Source organism: Oribacterium parvum ACB1 (assembly GCF_000238055.2).
Classification (GTDB): Bacteria; Bacillota; Clostridia; order Lachnospirales; family Lachnospiraceae; genus Oribacterium; species Oribacterium parvum.
On record NZ_KE148312.1, the window covers coordinates 379,201 to 396,409 of the forward strand.

Consider the following 17,209-nt stretch of genomic DNA (forward strand, 5'->3'; position numbering starts at 1 on the left):
TGAGATAAATAAATGACGCCAACGAGACTCGAACTCGTGATACCACCGTGAAAGGGTGGTGTCTTAACCGCTTGACCATGGCGCCAAACTCTTTAGCAGAGTGAAAGGCGAAGACCGGATTTGAACCGGTGATCAGGGTGTTGCAGACCCACGCCTTACCACTTGGCTACTTCGCCACACTTTTCTCGGTGAGAGAATAGTGAAACGCCTCCAGATGGACTCGAACCAACGACACCGCGGTTAACAGCCGCGTGCTCTACCGACTGAGCTATAGAGGCATAAATAAATATCCGTCAGAAAAGGATTATATCGAATAGGATAAACCCTGTCAAGATAAATCCGCTTTGTCCCGAAGAACATTGCTAACTCTAGCAGTAAAACAAATCAATCAGACGCATTGGATAAGCCCTCGACCTATTAGTAACTGTCAGCTGAATGTATTGCTACACTTACACCTCAGTCCTATCTACCTCGTTCTCTTCAAGGGGTCTTACTCTTACGATGGGATATCTCATCTTGAGGTTGGCTTCACGCTTAGATGCCTTCAGCGTTTATCCATTCCCAACTTGCCTACCCTGCGATGGGATTGATTCCCAACAGGTTCAGCAGAGGTCAGTCCATCCCGGTCCTCTCGTACTAAGGACAGATCCTCTCAAATATCCTACGCCCGCGCCGGATAGGGACCGAACTGTCTCACGACGTTCTGAACCCAGCTCGCGTACCGCTTTAATGGGCGAACAGCCCAACCCTTGGGACCGACTTCAGCCCCAGGATGCGATGAGCCGACATCGAGGTGCCAAACCTCCCCGTCGATGTGAACTCTTGGGGGAGATCAGCCTGTTATCCCCAGGGTAGCTTTTATCCGTTGAGCGATGGCAATCCCACTTTCATACCACCGGATCACTAAGTCCGTATTTCTACTCTGCTTGGTCCGTCAACCTCGCAGTCAGGCTCCCTTATGCCTTTACACTCTTTGGATGGTTTCCAACCATCCTGAGGGAACCTTTGAGCGCCTCCGATACTCTTTCGGAGGCGACCGCCCCAGTCAAACTCCCCACCTGACATTGTCCCTTGACCGGTTTACGGCCTAAGGTTAGAAATCCAATAACATAAGGGTGGTATCCCAACAGCGACTCTGATAATACCGAAGTACTATCTTCTCAGTCTCCCACCTATCCTGTGCATACATTACCGAATCCCAGTATCAAGCTGGAGTAAAGCTCCATGGGGTCTTTCCGTCCTGGCGCGGGTAACCAGCATCTTCACTGGCACTTCAATTTCACCGGGTGCATTGTTGAGACAGCGCTCAAATCATTACGCCTTTCGTGCGGGTCGGAACTTACCCGACAAGGAATTTCGCTACCTTAGGACCGTTATAGTTACGGCCGCCGTTTACTGGGGCTTCAATTCAAAGCTTCGATTGCTCTAACCTCTCCTCTTAACCTTCCAGCACCGGGCAGGCGTCAGCCCATATACTTTACCTTACGGTTTCGCATAGACCTGTGTTTTTGCTAAACAGTTGCTTGAGCCTTTTCTCTGCGGCCCAGTTGCCTGGGCACCCCTTCTCCCGAAGTTACGGGGTCATTTTGCCGAGTTCCTTAACAATGCTTCTCCCGCCGGCCTTAGGATTCTCTCCTCATCTACCTGTGTCGGTTTGCGGTACGGGCTTACTAAACACTATAGCGGCTTTTCTCGCCACAGAGTTAAAGAGCTTCTCTACTTTATTTCGATCCGCATCAGGTCTTCAGATTATGTAGCGGATTTTCCTACTACACTCCTACCTCCCTTGCACCGGTCTTCTCATTCCCGGCTCTCTCTTTCTCCATGTGTCCCCACATTTCTGATTTAGTAAGGTACTGGAATCTACACCAGTTGTCCATCGACTACGCGTCTCCGCCTCGCCTTAGGCCCCGACTTACCCAGGGCAGATCAGCTTTACCCTGGAAACCTTAGATATTCGGCCTGGAGGATTCTCACCTCCATCTCGCTACTCATTCCGGCATTCTCTCTTCAAAACAATCCACGGATCCTTTCGGTACCGCTTCATCTCGTTTTCAATGCTCCTCTACCGATGGTTTACACCATCCCTAAGCTTCGGTGTCATGTTTTAGCCCCGTTAATTTTCGGCGCAGGACCTCTCGACTAGTGAGCTATTACGCACTCTTTGAATGTGTGGCTGCTTCTAAGCCAACATCCTAGTTGTCTATGAAATCCCACATCCTTTACCACTTAACATGTACTTTGGGACCTTAGCTGTAGATCTGGGCTGTTTCCCTTTTGACTACGGAATTTATATCCCGCAGTCTGACTCCCGCTTATATCTTACCGCCATTCGGAGTTTGATATCTCTTGGTAGACTTTGACGCCCCCTCAAGAATTCAGTGCTCTACCTGCGAAAGACTTATCAGCGAGGCTAGCCCTAAAGCTATTTCGAGGAGAACCAGCTATCTCCGGGTTCGATTGGAATTTCTCCGCTATCCACACCTCATCGCCACCCTTTTCAACGGATGTGCGTTCGGACCTCCACCAAATTTTACTTTAGCTTCATCCTGGACATGGATAGGTCACCCGGTTTCGGGTCTATATTTACTGACTTAACGCCCTATTTAGACTTGCTCTCGCTTCGGCTCCGGACCTAAAGTCCTTAACCTTGCCAGTAACTATAACTCGCCGGACCGTTCTACAAAAAGTACGCGGTTCAGCTTGCGCTGTTCCACAGTTTGTAAACACAGGGTTTCAGGTTCTCTTTCACTCCCCTCCCGGGGTCCTTTTCACCTTTCCTTCACAGTACTAATCGCTATCGGTCACTGAGTAGTATTTAGCCTTGGGGGGTGGTCCCCCCGTCTTCCTGCCAGGTTCCACGTGTCTGACAGTACTCTGGATACTGCTTAATCCTTTATGCTTCGTGTAAGGGGCTTTCACCCTCTATGGCGCCTATTTCCATCGGCTTCCACTCACTTACAGATCTTTATGCAGTCCGAACCCCGAGGTGCACGCACCTCGGTTTGGGCTCTTCCGATTTCGCTCGCCACTACTTTCGGAATCACGGTTGTTTTCTCTTCCTCCGCCTACTTAGATGTTTCAGTTCAGCGGGTTCCCTCCGTACAGTTATGTATTGGCTGTACAGTACTAGAGGTCTTCTCTAGTGGGTTTCCCCATTCAGATATCTGCGGATCAACTCGTATTTGCCAATCCCCGCAGCTTTTCGCAGCTTATCACGTCTTTCTTCGGCTCTCAGTGCCTAGGCATTCACCCTATGCTCTTATTGCTTAACCAATTCTCCACTTGATCGCTCAAGTGTTTGAGATACTAGCGTGTATCTCTTTTCTGATTGTGAAGAAGATTTCTCTTCTTACTCTCGATTGTTTGTACAAGTTTTACCTTGTACCCTCGGATGTCTTACTCTATTTACTAGAATAATTATTTCTTTCTTGATATGTAGTTTTCAAGGTACGATGCTTACTTTCGTAAGCAGTACAATGGGAAGTCATGAACCTCCTGTGCTCCTCGCAGCATTGTATTTCATTCTTTTTTATTTTTAAAAAAATGTTTGGCACCCACCTATCTTCCCGTGCCGTTACCAGCAAAGTATTTTCGGCCGTTTAAGTCTTAACCGTCGTGTTCGGGATGGGAACGGGTGTTTCCCCTAAACGCATCAGCACCAAACAAGAATGAACTATTTATTGTTTTTATCAAAGATACTTTTTCGAATTGTTCCTCTATAAGGGTTTTCTCCGGCATCGGATTGCCGTCGAAAACTTTTCTTCGAAAAGTAAACTCTTCGATTCTACCTTTATAATCAAAAATCGAATAACACACAAACCCCTACTTTATCCTTAGAAAGGAGGTGATCCAGCCGCACCTTCCGATACGGCTACCTTGTTACGACTTCACCCCAGTCATCAGTCCTGCCTTCGGCAGCTTCCTCTTTTGGAACACTGACTTCGGGCATTACCAACTCCCATGGTGTGACGGGCGGTGTGTACAAGACCCGGGAACGTATTCACCGCAGCATGCTGATCTGCGATTACTAGCGATTCCAGCTTCGTGTAGTCGGGTTGCAGACTACAGTCCGAACTGAGACGTTATTTTTGAGATTTGCTTAAGGTCACCCTCTTGCTTCCCTTTGTTTACGCCATTGTAGCACGTGTGTAGCCCAAGTCATAAGGGGCATGATGATTTGACGTCATCCCCGCCTTCCTCCAGGTTATCCCTGGCAGTCTAGTTAGAGTGCCCATCTTACTGCTGGCTACTAACTATAGGGGTTGCGCTCGTTGCGGGACTTAACCCAACATCTCACGACACGAGCTGACGACAACCATGCACCACCTGTCACCATTGCCCCGAAGGGAAAGTACATTACATACTCTGTCAATGGGATCTCAAGACTTGGTAAGGTTCTTCGCGTTGCTTCGAATTAAACCACATGCTCCACCGCTTGTGCGGGTCCCCGTCAATTCCTTTGAGTTTCATTCTTGCGAACGTACTCCCCAGGTGGAATACTTATTGCGTTAGCGACGGCACCGAGATGCTTTGCACCCCGACACCTAGTATTCATCGTTTACAGCGTGGACTACCAGGGTATCTAATCCTGTTTGATCCCCACGCTTTCGAGCCTCAACGTCAGTTATTGTCCAGTAAGCCGCCTTCGCCTCCGGTGTTCTTCCTGATATCTACGCATTTCACCGCTACACCAGGAATTCCACTTACCTCTCCAACACTCTAGAACAACAGTTTCCAAAGCAGTCCCCAGGTTGAGCCCGGGGTTTTCACTTCAGACTTGCCATTCCGTCTACGCTCCCTTTACACCCAGTAAATCCGGATAACGCTTGCCCCCTACGTATTACCGCGGCTGCTGGCACGTAGTTAGCCGGGGCTTCTTAGTCAGGTACTGTCATTATCTTCCCTGCTGATAGAGCTTTACATACCGAAATACTTCTTCACTCACGCGGCGTCGCTGCATCAGGGTTTCCCCCATTGTGCAATATTCCCCACTGCTGCCTCCCGTAGGAGTTTGGGCCGTGTCTCAGTCCCAATGTGGCCGGTCATCCTCTCAGATCGGCTACTGATCGTTGCTTTGGTAGGCTTTTACCCTGCCAACTGGCTAATCAGACGCGGGTCCATCTTATGGCGATAAATCTTTTCACACTCTGCCATGCGGCAATGTGTGCTTATGCGGTATTAGCAGTGATTTCTCTCTGTTATCCCCCTCCATAAGGCAGGTTACCCACGTGTTACTCACCCGTCCGCCACTAGATAACATATCTTCCGGCCGAAGCTTTCCAATACGCATCTCGTTCGACTTGCATGTGTTAGGCACGCCGCCAGCGTTCATCCTGAGCCAGGATCGAACTCTCATAATAAGTTAAGAGATTGCTCTCTTTAAGTTCTTTCTCTAGTCAAAACTTAGCTTAGCTTTAGTTTTTCCTTTTTTACTTTTGGTTTATTAAACCGTTCGTGTAAGTTTCGTTTGAAACATTACTGAAAATTCTTTAGAATCTTCAGGGTCTGTGTATTATTCGATCTTTGATTTTCAAGGTACTGTTGGACTTTGTTTCAGTATTGGATGACTGAAACAAACTTTGCTCTGCAAAGCACACCCCTTCGGGCTGTGGTCGGTACGGGACGACTTTTCTGATGAAAAGTCCTTCCCTCTGTAGCTCGTCTGGAGCGACAGCCTGTGTATCTTAGCACCGGTGAGATTTGCTGTCAAGCAATTTTTTTATTTTTTTCGGAATTTTTTATCGGATGTTTTTTTGTCGGAAATTTTACAGTTTTATTTTTGAAGTTTGTATTTTGTTGATTTCAAAAGTATTTCCTATAATTTATTCCTGAGAAATCCTTTAAACCTTATCCAAATATGAAGTATAGGCATTTTATATTTTCTTTGTTACACTATCCCTGTTATGATTCTTATGATTTCTTGTTCTGTTTTTCAGGACTCAATTGATTTCCAAGTCTAGCTTTTTATAATCGTATTTTCTAATCTAATTTATTTCTAATCTTTATTCTTCTCTTTTTCCATTCTCCAAGGAGATTATTTATGAAGAAATCCGTGTCTTATTCTAACAGTTTTCCTCCTCAGAATTGGGTGCAAGAAACCATTCCCAAGCTCATTTTAATGGATGATGCTTTCATGCGTGTCGTCTTAAAAGATATGAAATGCACCGAATATATTTTACAAGTTGTTTTGAATAAACCCGACTTACGGGTTAAATCACAAAACTTGCAGATGGATCTAAAAAATCTCCAAGGAAGATCCCTTATACTAGATTGTTATTGTACCGATAAAACCGGCACTGTCTATAACATTGAAATACAAAACGGGGCACAGGGGGCAAGCCCCTTACGCGCACGCTATCATTCCGGAATGATTGATATGAACATCCTGCATAGCGGACAGAATTTCGAGCATTTACCCGAAAGCTATGTTATATTTATTTGTGGAAAGGATGCTTTAAAAAGAAATAAACAAATCTATCATATTTCCAGAGTGATAGAGGAAACCGGAGAGCCGTTCCAGGATAAAACTCATATTGTTTATCTCAATACGAACATCCGTGATAACACAGAATTAGGTAAATTGATTGAGGATTTTTATATAACAGATCCTAAAAAGATGCATTCTAAAGTTCTTGCTAGAAGAGTTTTCGAGTTAAAAGAAAATAACGCCGTTGAGAAAGGAGAGGAAGGAATTATGACCAGCTATTTTGAACGACTAAAACAACAGTGGAAAAAAGAAGCAGTTTTAGAGGGAAGAGCCGAGGGTAGAGCTGAATCCGAAACAAAAATGGCAAAATTAATGGGACTGCTAGTAAAAGATGGACGCATTGACGATATTGCAAAAGCCTCAGAAAGCGAAAGCTTTAGGAAGTCTCTACTTGAGGAATATCAGCTCTCCTAAAGACATTTTAAAGGAATTTTTCTAAATACTCTTGAAAAGTTCAATTAAAAACAGAAATAATAGCGTGATTCTAAAGTACAAAGTTTTCCCCAATTATAGGGTTGTATATGCCCAAAAACAAAAAGTACCGATACTCCAAAAAGAGCAATCGGTACTTTTCTTCTATCTAAGCCTAGAAAGTCTGTCCTGTAATCATCGCATATATAGAAAAGATAAACAAAGCCACAAATACAAGAATGCGTAACGGTCTAACTCGCATTGACCAACCGCGCTGCTTTGCAATGTAAAGTAGTACAACCTGTCCTACAATAAATAAAAATGAAATAGCGCAGAGTATCTGCCATGGATACTGTCTGAAAAGATTGCCAAACTGCTCGCCCATATTTTCCTCCTAAAAGTCATAAGGGTATTTCTCTTGTAAGTCTCTAAAGAGTCCCCTTTCGATAACAACTTAAGCACCTTAGCATTGGAAAAGAGCTCTGTCAATACTTATTCCATTCTGTATGACTCTTTCCTTTATTATCCTATAGGGCTATGTCCAATAATATAGTTATTTACAGTTCTACTTCTCTATTCTTTTATATAAATCTTTTATAGAAGTCTTTGATTTCCTGCTTTTCTCCATATTTTTGCATAATCTCTTCTGTGCTTACCATAGTAAAGCATTGCCAATCAAAAGCCGGTACTACGGTGCAGCTATACAAAGCATACTCCCCGCCGGGTTTTAAGCATCCGGCTTGCATTACACCGACCGGAACCGTATATTGCAGGAGCTGCCCGGAAGCCAGATCCGAACCAAGGGTAACCGTATCCACTGAACCGTCTTCATATAAGAGATAAAGAGTAAAAGGGTCTCCTTCTAAAAAAGTCCAGATTTCTTCATGACTTAGTTTATGGAAGTCGGAATAGCTCTTCGGTTCCTTACAATACAAGCCGTACATGGTCGACGCCAGAAGTTTTCCCTCCGTATTGCGATTGGGAGAATGGTAGCACTCCGAAAAGAAGGTATGCTCCCCTTCCAAGAGCTCCATGGAATAGTGCTGAATCAAAAAATCCTTTCGCTTCTTTTTTTCACACTTCTCTTTTCCAAAATTCTCTACCTCTTCTTTTAAATCGGCTTCTTCCAATGAATCCGGCTTAGCCTTCTCCTGTTCCAAGGCATCACTGAATATAAATTCCTTTTCCGCTTTAGCACTTCTATAAAATGCCTCGCAGAGCTCTTCATTTTGTAAAGCTTCAGAAGGCGTTGCCATAACTGAAGTCCGCCCTTCCGCTAAAGCATTATAAAAGTCGGAAAACATCTCCCGGAAGCAGTCTTTGTAACCAGTTTGCATACCGAGGCTCAGTTCTTTTGAGCTTCCTTTTTCTGAAGAGAAAGAAAGCAGATCCGCCCTGTCATTATCCCAGCCGAGTCTTCCCTTTTCACAAATCAGATTCAGGAAAATGCGGTTCTTTTTCCCGTGACTCACTTCTGAAAGCGCAAGAGCCACCCGGCATCCTCCCTGAAGCTGCATATTCAGAACTGCAGTATCCTCATTTTCAATCGGAACAGGAAGTTTTCCCGCGTCCTCTTTATCCCACAGCATACCTGCCTGATCTTTAAATAAGACATGGTTTCGATTCTGAAAAGCAGCCTGTAGAGTGATTACCGGCTTTTCCAGCAAAAAATGCGTTAGGTCTAAGACATGAGAGCCGATTTCCGAAACGGCGCGAAGATGGTTGCCATCCTTTACATCAAAACGCCAGGAATAGGGAACGGGCGGAATATGAAACTCCTGCTCATATGCTCCGTAGAGAAGAATCGGTCTTCCGAGCTCTCCACTCTGAAGAAGCTCGCGCATTTTCCGAATAGCCGGATAAAAACGGTTATGGAAGCAGACTCCAAAAGGAGTTTCAGACTGTTTCACAAGCTCCAAAAGTTCCTTTCCCTCTTCTATATTGAGGCAGAGAGGCTTTTCACAGATAATGGCCAGCTTTCCTTTATTTTTTCCAAGCTTTTTTTCAAGATTTTTTCCTATATCTATATGTTTCTCTAAAATCCGGTTTTTTCCCAATTCCTGATTCTTTTCTAAATCCAGGTTCTTTTCCGGCTCCGGATTCTTTTCTAAGCACAGATTCTTTTCTAAGCACAGATTCTTTTCTAAGCACACATTCTTTTCTAAGCACAGATTCTTTTCCAGAAAATACTTCGCTATGGCATAGTGTGTATTCGGCGGTGTACAGATATGCACGGCGTCAAGAATTTCCAAAGGAATATCCCGATAATCCGTATAAGTTTTTGCAATACTCCATTTCTTGGAAAAGGAGGCGAGAACCGCCTCCTCATTTCCGCAAATCGCCACGATATCCTGTCCTGCCGCTCGCAATGCTGCAGCATGGACATCCGCAATAAATCCTGTTCCGATTATTCCTACTCTCATCTTTACCCCTTTAATTCCTGCATACGACGATTGGCCTTCACATAGATTTCTTCGGGATCCTCTCCGATAAAGAATTTCCCTTTTTCATAGAGAATCTTTCCGTTCACCATGGTGAGTTCTACATTTTGCTTACTGCCGCTGTAGACGATATTTTTCACAATGGAATTCACGGGCTGCATATTCGGCTGATGAAGATCCAGAACACAAAGATCCGCAAGCTTCCCTTCGGAAAGACAGTCCGCGTCTTTAAGTCCCATACAATGTGCCCCGTTCACACAGGCCATTTTCAGAACCTCTTCCGCGGAAACCACACTCGCATCCTCTTCCCGCAGCTTGGCAAGCCCGGTAACCAAGAACATTTCCCGGAACATATCAAGGCAGTTATTGCTCGCCGCACCATCTGTACCGATTGCCATGGGAATCCCTCTTTTAAGGAGTTCGGCCGTTCTTGGTACACCGCTTGCCAGCTTCATATTGGAGCCGGGATTCGAAACAACCGTCATGCCTCTCTTTTTGAAAATGTCCATATCTTCATCGCTTAAATAAACGCAGTGGTACCCTCCTCCGCCATAGTTCAGCATACCGAGAGCGTCCATAAGTGCAGTCGGAGTCATGCCGTATCGTTCAAGACAACCTGCCACCTCCCCTTTTGTCTCAGAATTATGAGTAAATACCGGCGCCTTAAACTCTTCCGAGATTTTGGCTAATCCTTCCATCAACGCTTTCGAAGTCGTGTACTCCGCATGGAATCCGAGCTGATACGAAACGAGGGTATGAAAGGCATTGTACTTTTGATAACAGTCCCGCATTTCTTCCAATGAGAAGTTAAAATCATTTAAACCCGGAACTAAAACGGTACGGAAGCCCGTATCTACCGCAAGGCGCGCCATTTCCTCCGGATGAAAATACATATCAAAGCAAGCTGTGATACCTGAGCTTAAATATTCAAGAATCGCAAGCTTCGAAAAGGAATAAATGTCCTCTCCTCTAAGCTTCGCCTCCATGGGAAAGACCTGTTTCGAAAGCCAATCCCATAGGGGGAGGTCATCCGCATAGGAGCGAAGGAAAGTCATGGCAGAGTGGGTATGCGCATCCTTAAAACCGGGAAGAATGAGATTCCCTTTTAGGTCGATTTCCCGTTCGAAGCCCTGCTGTATCTCTTTTCTCTTAGGCCCGATATAGCTGATTCGCTCCTTTTCCGTCCAGAGCTCTCCCTCTATGATTTCCATATTGTCCTGCATAGTCAGGATTCTTGCATTATAAAAACGAATTCCCACAGCCACTCCTTCCTTATCTTCTATGCTTTTCAGTTTTTAGCCTTTTCATTATTTCGCCATATTTATCTCTTCCAAGTGTTCTCTTTTATTCGTCTCTTTTATTCGTCTTTGTTATTCGCCTCTTTTGTTTTTCTCTTCTCTTTATCTCTTCGAAGTTTTACCGCTTACCCTTATCGTAAGTCTCCCCTAAAGCCCTCGGTGCTCTGTTAAACTTCGAGAAGAAAATCAAAAGCAGCAAGGTCAAGATATAGGGCAGTGTCATAGCCAGATCCGAGTAGCTACTCGGCATCTGCATCTTCTGCACAAGAAAATATCCGCCGGAACGGGCAAAGCCGAAGAGCAGACAGGAAGCCAAGGTTGGAAGGATGGTCCAGTTTCCGAAAATCATGGCCGCAATGGAAAGATAGCCGTAACCCACAAAAATTGCGGAAGAAAAGTTTCCGGAAATGGAATAAGCAAAGCAGATGCCCGCAAGTCCCGAAAGGGCTCCGGAAAACAACACCGCAATCGTACGGGTTTTGCTTACACTCTCTCCTGCCGCATCCACTGCATGAGGATTGTCTCCACAGGCGCGAAGATTCATACCGTAACGAGTCTGGTAAAGGATGTACCAGCATACAATCGCAGCTAAAATAATCAAAACTTCAAAAGGATAAATATCCTTAAAAAACGCGCCCAAAACAGGAATTGCGGAAAGTCCGGGCACTGTAAATTTATCCGAAACGCTCAGCACAAACTTATCGGATGCCGCATGGAAAAGTCCCTTGTTAAGAGCCTTACAAAGATAAGCGGTTAAGGACATGGCCAAAATATTCAGCACCACGCCGCTAATGACCTGATTTGCCTTCATCCGAATGCATAGCACGGCGTGAAGCAGGGAATATAAGGCTCCGCCAAGCACTGCAAAGAAAATCGCCGCATAAAACTGCATTGTTGCATTTCCAATGCCCATATTCATCATAATGACTGCTGCTAGGGCTCCGGTAAAAGCCCCCATCCCCTGGAAACCTTCCAAAGCGAGGTTTGTGATTCCACTTTTCTCACTGTAGATTCCTCCTACAGCCATGATAAAAAGCGGCAAAGAAAAGGACAGACCGTCGATAATGATTCTTTCCATTATGCTTCCCCTCCTTCCATCACATTTGTTTCTCCCTTATCTTCCTCTACTGCTCTTTTTTCTTCTTTATTTTCTTCTTTATTTTTAATTTCTCCTACTTTTTCTTTTCTTTCCCCCTCCGTCCCTTCTGCTCTGCTCTTATCCTGCCTCTTATTTTGCTCTTCCCTTTCCAGCTTTTCCTTATTCACAAGGTAACGAATATAGGCGTTGCAAGCAGAGAAAAGAAGAATGATACCGGTGATTACGGACGCAATCTCGGACTCAAGGCCTGATGCGGAGTTCATATAGGTGCTTCCCTTGCTCAATATGGTAATGAAGAAAGAGAAGAACACAATTCCGATGGGGTTACTGTTTCCAAGAAGGGCTACCGCAATAGAGTCAAATCCCATACTCGGTAGAACTCTTGGCTGGATAGAGCCGAAATAGCCAAGGTAATAGCTGACACCGGCAAGGCCTGCGAGAGCACCGGAAAGCGCCATGGTCAGCACCAGATTCTTTCCTACCGGAATACCGGCGTAGCGGGAGGCCTTCTTGCTGAAGCCCACACTCTTAATCTCAAAGCCGAAGCAGGTTCTGTCCAGTACAAACTGAATCAGTACCGCTACCAATAGTGCCAAAACAATTGCAAGCGGTATATCTATTTTCAGATTTCCCACCAAAGTATCCATCAAGGTAAGACGAGACGCCACAGAAACCGGCTTGGACTGTCTGGAGGTCGGATTTACATAATAGGTATTGATAAAAAATGCGATAACATACTGCGCAATATAGTTCACCATAATGGTAGAAACTACCTCATTAATATTAAAGCGATGCTTTAATACTCCGATAAAAGCCCCGAGAGCCATGCCTACGCCAATACCGATTAGGATAACCAAGGGTTTTGCAAGAAATGCAGGGAGATTGCTGTAGCCGATAAAAACCGAACTTACAAAGCCCGCAGTGAGCATTTGTCCTGCTACCCCGATATTGAAAAGCCCCGCACGAAGCGCAACGGCAACGGCGAGAGAAGCAAAAATCATCGGTGTCCAGGCGTTTAAGAAACTGCAAAAATCCGTCAGGATGTTCTTATAACCTGCGTAGCTTTCCTTCGGCAAAATACCGGAACCCTGGAGTAAATTCATATACGCAATCAAGGGGTTCTTTCCCTGTAAAAGAATGATTACCGCACCGGCAAAAAGGCTTAAAACAATAGCAAATACAGGAATCGTGATATTCTGCGTTTTTTCCTGCCCAAGAAGCTTAAACAGCAGACTCTTTTCCTTCGTTTTATTGTCTTTCATGCTTTACCCCCATCATAAACTCCCCTACCTGATTCGTGCTAAGCTCCTTTGCATCGGCAATCTTTTGCATTTCTCCATTATAAATAACCCCGATTGTATCTGCACAGTTCATGATTTCATCAAGCTCCAGAGAAATCAGGAGAATCGCCTTTCCGGCATTTCTCTCCGCAATAATCTGCTTATGGATGTTCTCGATAGCACCGATGTCGAGGCCTCTCGTAGGCTGCACAAAAATCATCAGCTCGGAATCGAGCTCTATCTCTCTTCCGATAATCGCTTTCTGCTGGTTTCCTCCGCTCATGGAGCGCACAATCGTCTGACACCCCTGCCCGGAACGAATATCATACTTTGCGATAAGTTCTTCTCCATTTTCCCGAATTGCCTTGTGAGATAATATCCCTTTCTTGGAAAAGCGCTCATTCCTATAGGTCTTTAAAACGAGGTTGTCTTCCAAAGAGAAATCCATCACAAGCCCTACATCCTGTCTATCCTCCGGAATATAGGAGATTCCTTCCAGAATCCTCCTCCTAATACTTTCTACGCTGATGTCCTTCCCGTTTAGAATGACCTTTCCTTCGGAAATCTTTACAAGCCCTGCTATCGCATCCGCAATTTCAATCTGTCCGTTTCCGGCAACCCCGGCAATCGCAAAGATTTCTCCGCTTCGAATGGAGAAGCTGACATTTTTCACAACGGAGAAGCCGTCCCGGTTCTTTACCGTAAGATTCTGTACTTCAAGAACAGTCTTTCCGTATTTTGGATCCGGCTTTTCCACCGTAAAGTTCACCTCACGGCCAACCATAAGATTCGCCATGGTCTTTGCCGAAGTCTCTTTAACATCCAATATATCGATGAGTTTTCCCCTATTTAAAATCGCACAGCGATCCGCCACCTGCTTGATTTCCGCGAGCTTATGCGTAATCAAAATAATGGTCTTTCCCTTATCCCGAAGTCCCCGGATAATCTCCAACAGGAAGGTGATTTCCTGGGGTGTCAGTACCGCGGTCGGCTCATCAAAAATCAGAATCTCCGCCTCACGATAAAGCATTTTCAGGATCTCTACACGCTGCTGCACGGAAATACCTACATTTTCAATGATATCCTTGGGATTGACTTCCAGTCCGTATTTTTCAGAAAGCGCAGCAACCTTTGCCTCCGCTTTCTTTAAATCCACATACGGCAAAAAGCCCAGCCTTTTATCCCTTGAAGGCAAGCCCAGGATGATATTTTCCGTAATGCTATAGTTCTGTATCAGCTTAAAGTGCTGGTGAACCATACCGATATTCAATTTGGTCGCATAGCTTGGAGAGTGAATGTCTTCCTTTTTCCCCCGAATCCAAATCTCGCCCTCATCCGGCTCATACATACCGAAGAGCATGCTCATAAGGGTGGATTTTCCGGCACCGTTTTCTCCCAAAAGAGCAAATATCTCTCCTTTTTTTATCCCTAAGGAGACATCATCATTTGCCACAATTCCCGGAAAGCGCTTTGTAATGTGCTTCATCTCAACTATATATTCGGACATGCTGTTTCCTCTCTATTTCGATGGACGAGATCGACACGCTTTATGTACAATACTCGTTATAATAAGACAGCTGTCCGGCAGGAATATCCTTCTTACCGGGCAGCCGCCCCTACAGCTTATTCTTTTACTTTAAGCCTGTAAAATCATCCGGTGTCATGTTGTTAAAGTTCGCAGCAGGAACAATTTCTCCGCTCTGCACCTTCTTGTACGCGTCCTCCAGCTTTTCCAGAGTCTCAGCGGAAAGCTGCTGTCTTCCGTCAGCACTTACATAGCCGGTAGAATCAGTATCTGCACCAAGAAGCGCATTTTCGCCCTTGAAGCTTCCGTCCAAAACTTTCTCGAGCTGCTTCTCTACATTAGAGTGCATCACTTTCAAAACAGAAGTTAAGATAATGTTCTTGTCTCCGTTTGCACCGTCATCATACTGGTCCACGTCACATCCGATAACCTGAGCATTGCCGGCTTCCTTTACAGCAGTAAATACACCGTTTCCGGATCCGCCTGCTGCAACAAGCATGATGTCAACACCCTTATCAAGGAGTGCCTTACCGACTACCTTACCGGTTGCTTCGTCAGAGAAGTTTCCGATATAGTTTCCGCCAACATTTTTATTGGTCACATCGGTTCCTGCATAAGAAGGAATCTCTACATACTCTGCCTTTGCATCATACTTTGCCTTAGCATAGTTTACGCCGGACATAAAGCCATACTGATAGTTTACGTTGGACGGATAAGCGATACCGTTCACTACGGCAACCTTTCCGCTCTTTGTCTCTAAAGCAGCTGCAATTCCTGCGAAGAAGCCACTCTCCTGCTCCTTAAACTGCATAGCGTAAACATTGTCAAGGGAAACTTCCTGTCCGTCTGCATCAACAGGATAAGAGTCCACTAAGATAAACTTTGTATCGGGATTGTCTTTTGCGATGGTTCCGATTCCTGCAAACTGGAAGCCGCAACAAACCAAAACATCATAGTCCGCCACGATATCGTTTACAGCCTGCATAACAGCTGCAGTATCTCCTGTCTCCTCACGAACAGGGGTTACGCTTGCATCCGGATGCTTCTCGATAAAGCTTAAGATACCATTGTAGTTATCCTGGTTAAAGCTTCCGTCATCTACACCGGAGGGGCTGGAAACAATGGCAATCTTTAAGCCTTTTTTCTCCTCACCGTCCTTCGCCGCCTTTGTCTCTCCCTCCGCTGCCGCAGCAGTTGTTGTGTTCTCTCCGGCAGCAGCCGTTGTGGACTTTGCCGCACCGGATGCACCGCAGCCTGCCAACAGGGAAGCTACAAGTACAGCACCTGTCAGAACTTTCCAAGTTTTTTTCATAATGCGTTCCTCTCCTTTTTAAAAAGTGTGCGTACGAAGAGCTTCTTTCTCTTTTCTTATTGAAATCCCCTCTCGTACAGCTTTGCCTTATATTGAGTATCGCAGGGCTCTTTTCCCTACGCTATCTCCGTGCCAACTCTATGACTTCTTTATGCAGTATCTATGCTATTTTGCACTGTATCTACGATAGCTTTACTCTATAACCCGTTCCGGAAAAGCCTTTTTCAAGGATTCCGTGTAAGGTGCTCTTAAGATTCCTCTCTCCGTAATAATTGCAGTGATCAGATTGTGGTCAGTCACATCAAATGCAGGGTTGTAACATTTTACCGAAGAAAGTGCCATGGGCTTTTCATAGAACTTACACTTGATTTCTTCCGGATTCCGCTCCTCTATCACGATATCTTCTCCTGTTTTACAGTGAAAGTCAATCGTGGAACTCGGGCCTAAAACATAGAAGGGAATGCCGTAATACTTTGCCAGTATAGCCACTCCGCTTGTTCCGATTTTATTGGCAGCGTCTCCATTTGCCGCAACACGGTCACAGCCCACAAGACAAGCCTGCACCCAACCGTTTTTCATGACAATACTTGCCATATTGTCACATATTAAGGTCACATCTATCCCTCCCTGATCGAGTTCATAAGAAGTAAGCCTTGCTCCTTGTAAAAGCGGTCTTGTCTCATCGGAAAAGACATGAAAATTCATTCCTCTTTCCTTTCCAAGGAAGAGCGGACCGAGAGCCGTTCCGTACTTGGAAGTAGCCAAGGGACCTGCATTGCAATGCGTTAAAATCCCGTCACCGTCCTTCAACAGCGAAAGTCCGTACTCGGAGATGGCCTTACACATGGCGGCATCTTCAGCCTGAATCAGTCTGCACTCCTCTCTTAATAAGGAAACTATTTCCTTAGGGCTTTTGGAAATATTTGCCTTCACCACATCTTCCATTCGCCGAAGTGCCCAGCTTAAGTTCACGGCTGTCGGGCGGGAAGAGTTCAAATACTCCGCAGCTTCCTTAAACTTCTTGTAAAAAGTCTCTCCCGAATCCGCCTGAATCTGCTTTGCCAAAATAAAGATGCCGTAAGATGCACAGATTCCGATAGCAGGGGCTCCACGCACCTTTAATTCAAAAATCGCATCATAAAGCGCCTTTGCATCTCCCAGTTCCAAGAGCTCTTTTTTTCCGGGAAGCACAGTCTGGTCCACAATCACAACTGCAGACTCATCCTCGTTTAAACGAACATTCTCAATTCCGGAGAGTAATTCTACAATTTCTTCCTCTTTTAAACTGTCCTGCCCCATTTCTTTTTCCCTCCTGCATTTCCTATACAAGTATCATAGAGCGGCTTTTTTATC

Annotated in this window: 9 protein-coding genes, 3 tRNA genes and 3 rRNA genes; 1 reads left to right on the forward strand and 14 read right to left on the reverse strand. The window is 45.2% G+C overall.

Features of this window, described 5'->3' with window-relative positions:
- Positions 1 to 13: 13 nt before the first annotated feature.
- From HMPREF9625_RS01880 to HMPREF9625_RS01905, 6 genes are all read right to left on the reverse strand, one after another.
- Positions 14 to 85 (reverse strand) — tRNA-Glu (locus HMPREF9625_RS01880).
- A 20-nt stretch (positions 86 to 105) separates the two neighbouring features.
- A tRNA-Cys gene (locus tag HMPREF9625_RS01885) sits at positions 106 to 176 on the reverse strand.
- 29 nt (positions 177 to 205) lie between these two features.
- A tRNA-Asn gene (locus tag HMPREF9625_RS01890) sits at positions 206 to 278 on the reverse strand.
- Between the two features lie 118 nt (positions 279 to 396).
- Positions 397 to 3,276, reverse strand: a 23S ribosomal RNA gene (locus HMPREF9625_RS01895).
- Positions 3,277 to 3,548: 272 nt separating this feature from the next.
- Positions 3,549 to 3,666: ribosomal RNA gene (rrf, locus tag HMPREF9625_RS01900) — 5S ribosomal RNA — on the reverse strand.
- Positions 3,667 to 3,840: 174 nt separating this feature from the next.
- A 16S ribosomal RNA gene (locus tag HMPREF9625_RS01905) occupies positions 3,841 to 5,363 on the reverse strand.
- The 16S, 23S and 5S rRNA genes sit together here with 3 tRNA genes alongside, the layout of an rRNA operon.
- A 680-nt stretch (positions 5,364 to 6,043) precedes the next feature.
- Here HMPREF9625_RS01905 and HMPREF9625_RS01910 point away from each other — a divergent pair.
- A complete protein-coding gene (locus tag HMPREF9625_RS01910; RefSeq protein WP_009535324.1) occupies positions 6,044 to 6,904 on the forward strand; it encodes a PD-(D/E)XK nuclease family transposase in 861 nt (286 codons plus the stop codon).
- Between the two features lie 172 nt (positions 6,905 to 7,076).
- On the opposite strand, the gene HMPREF9625_RS01915 is transcribed toward HMPREF9625_RS01910, so the two are convergent.
- From HMPREF9625_RS01915 to mtnA, 8 genes are all read right to left on the reverse strand, one after another.
- Positions 7,077 to 7,286, reverse strand: coding sequence for a hypothetical protein (locus HMPREF9625_RS01915; RefSeq protein ID WP_009535325.1), 210 nt, complete (start codon positions 7,284 to 7,286; stop codon positions 7,077 to 7,079).
- A gap of 196 nt (positions 7,287 to 7,482) precedes the next feature.
- Entirely contained in the window at positions 7,483 to 9,324 is a 1,842-nt protein-coding gene (locus HMPREF9625_RS01920; RefSeq protein ID WP_009535326.1) for a cupin domain-containing protein, read from the reverse strand.
- A 2-nt stretch (positions 9,325 to 9,326) separates the two neighbouring features.
- Positions 9,327 to 10,601: an amidohydrolase family protein gene (locus tag HMPREF9625_RS01925; RefSeq protein ID WP_009535327.1), complete on the reverse strand. Its 1,275-nt coding sequence runs from the start codon at positions 10,599 to 10,601 to the stop codon at positions 9,327 to 9,329.
- 157 nt (positions 10,602 to 10,758) lie between these two features.
- A complete protein-coding gene (locus HMPREF9625_RS01930) occupies positions 10,759 to 11,718 on the reverse strand; it encodes an ABC transporter permease (protein ID WP_009535328.1) in 960 nt (319 codons plus the stop codon).
- Complete coding sequence (locus HMPREF9625_RS01935; RefSeq protein ID WP_009535329.1) at positions 11,718 to 13,001, reverse strand: ABC transporter permease; 1,284 nt, start codon at positions 12,999 to 13,001, stop codon at positions 11,718 to 11,720. Before HMPREF9625_RS01935 ends, HMPREF9625_RS01930 begins: the two co-directional genes overlap by 1 nt.
- Positions 12,988 to 14,526 (reverse strand): ABC transporter ATP-binding protein, encoded by a 1,539-nt coding sequence (locus HMPREF9625_RS01940; RefSeq protein WP_009535330.1) that lies wholly within the window; start codon positions 14,524 to 14,526, stop codon positions 12,988 to 12,990. The genes HMPREF9625_RS01935 and HMPREF9625_RS01940 overlap by 14 nt, the downstream gene beginning before the upstream one ends.
- Before the next feature lie 124 nt (positions 14,527 to 14,650).
- Positions 14,651 to 15,856, reverse strand: a complete 1,206-nt coding sequence (locus tag HMPREF9625_RS01945) for a BMP family lipoprotein (protein WP_009535331.1) — start codon at positions 15,854 to 15,856, stop codon at positions 14,651 to 14,653.
- Between the two features lie 192 nt (positions 15,857 to 16,048).
- Positions 16,049 to 17,155 (reverse strand): S-methyl-5-thioribose-1-phosphate isomerase, encoded by a 1,107-nt coding sequence (mtnA, locus tag HMPREF9625_RS01950; protein WP_009535332.1) that lies wholly within the window; start codon positions 17,153 to 17,155, stop codon positions 16,049 to 16,051.
- Between the last annotated feature and the right edge of the window lie 54 nt (positions 17,156 to 17,209).

Coding starts and splice junctions, on each gene's coding strand:
- HMPREF9625_RS01940 (WP_009535330.1), bottom strand. CDS start 14,526: ATGTCCGAATATATAGTTGAGATGAAGCACATTACAAAGCGCTTTCCG.
- HMPREF9625_RS01930 (WP_009535328.1), bottom strand. CDS start 11,718: ATGGAAAGAATCATTATCGACGGTCTGTCCTTTTCTTTGCCGCTTTTT.
- HMPREF9625_RS01915 (WP_009535325.1), bottom strand. CDS start 7,286: ATGGGCGAGCAGTTTGGCAATCTTTTCAGACAGTATCCATGGCAGATA.
- HMPREF9625_RS01910 (WP_009535324.1), top strand. CDS start 6,044: ATGAAGAAATCCGTGTCTTATTCTAACAGTTTTCCTCCTCAGAATTGG.
- HMPREF9625_RS01935 (WP_009535329.1), bottom strand. CDS start 13,001: ATGAAAGACAATAAAACGAAGGAAAAGAGTCTGCTGTTTAAGCTTCTT.
- HMPREF9625_RS01945 (WP_009535331.1), bottom strand. CDS start 15,856: ATGAAAAAAACTTGGAAAGTTCTGACAGGTGCTGTACTTGTAGCTTCC.
- mtnA (WP_009535332.1), bottom strand. CDS start 17,155: ATGGGGCAGGACAGTTTAAAAGAGGAAGAAATTGTAGAATTACTCTCC.
- HMPREF9625_RS01920 (WP_009535326.1), bottom strand. CDS start 9,324: ATGAGAGTAGGAATAATCGGAACAGGATTTATTGCGGATGTCCATGCT.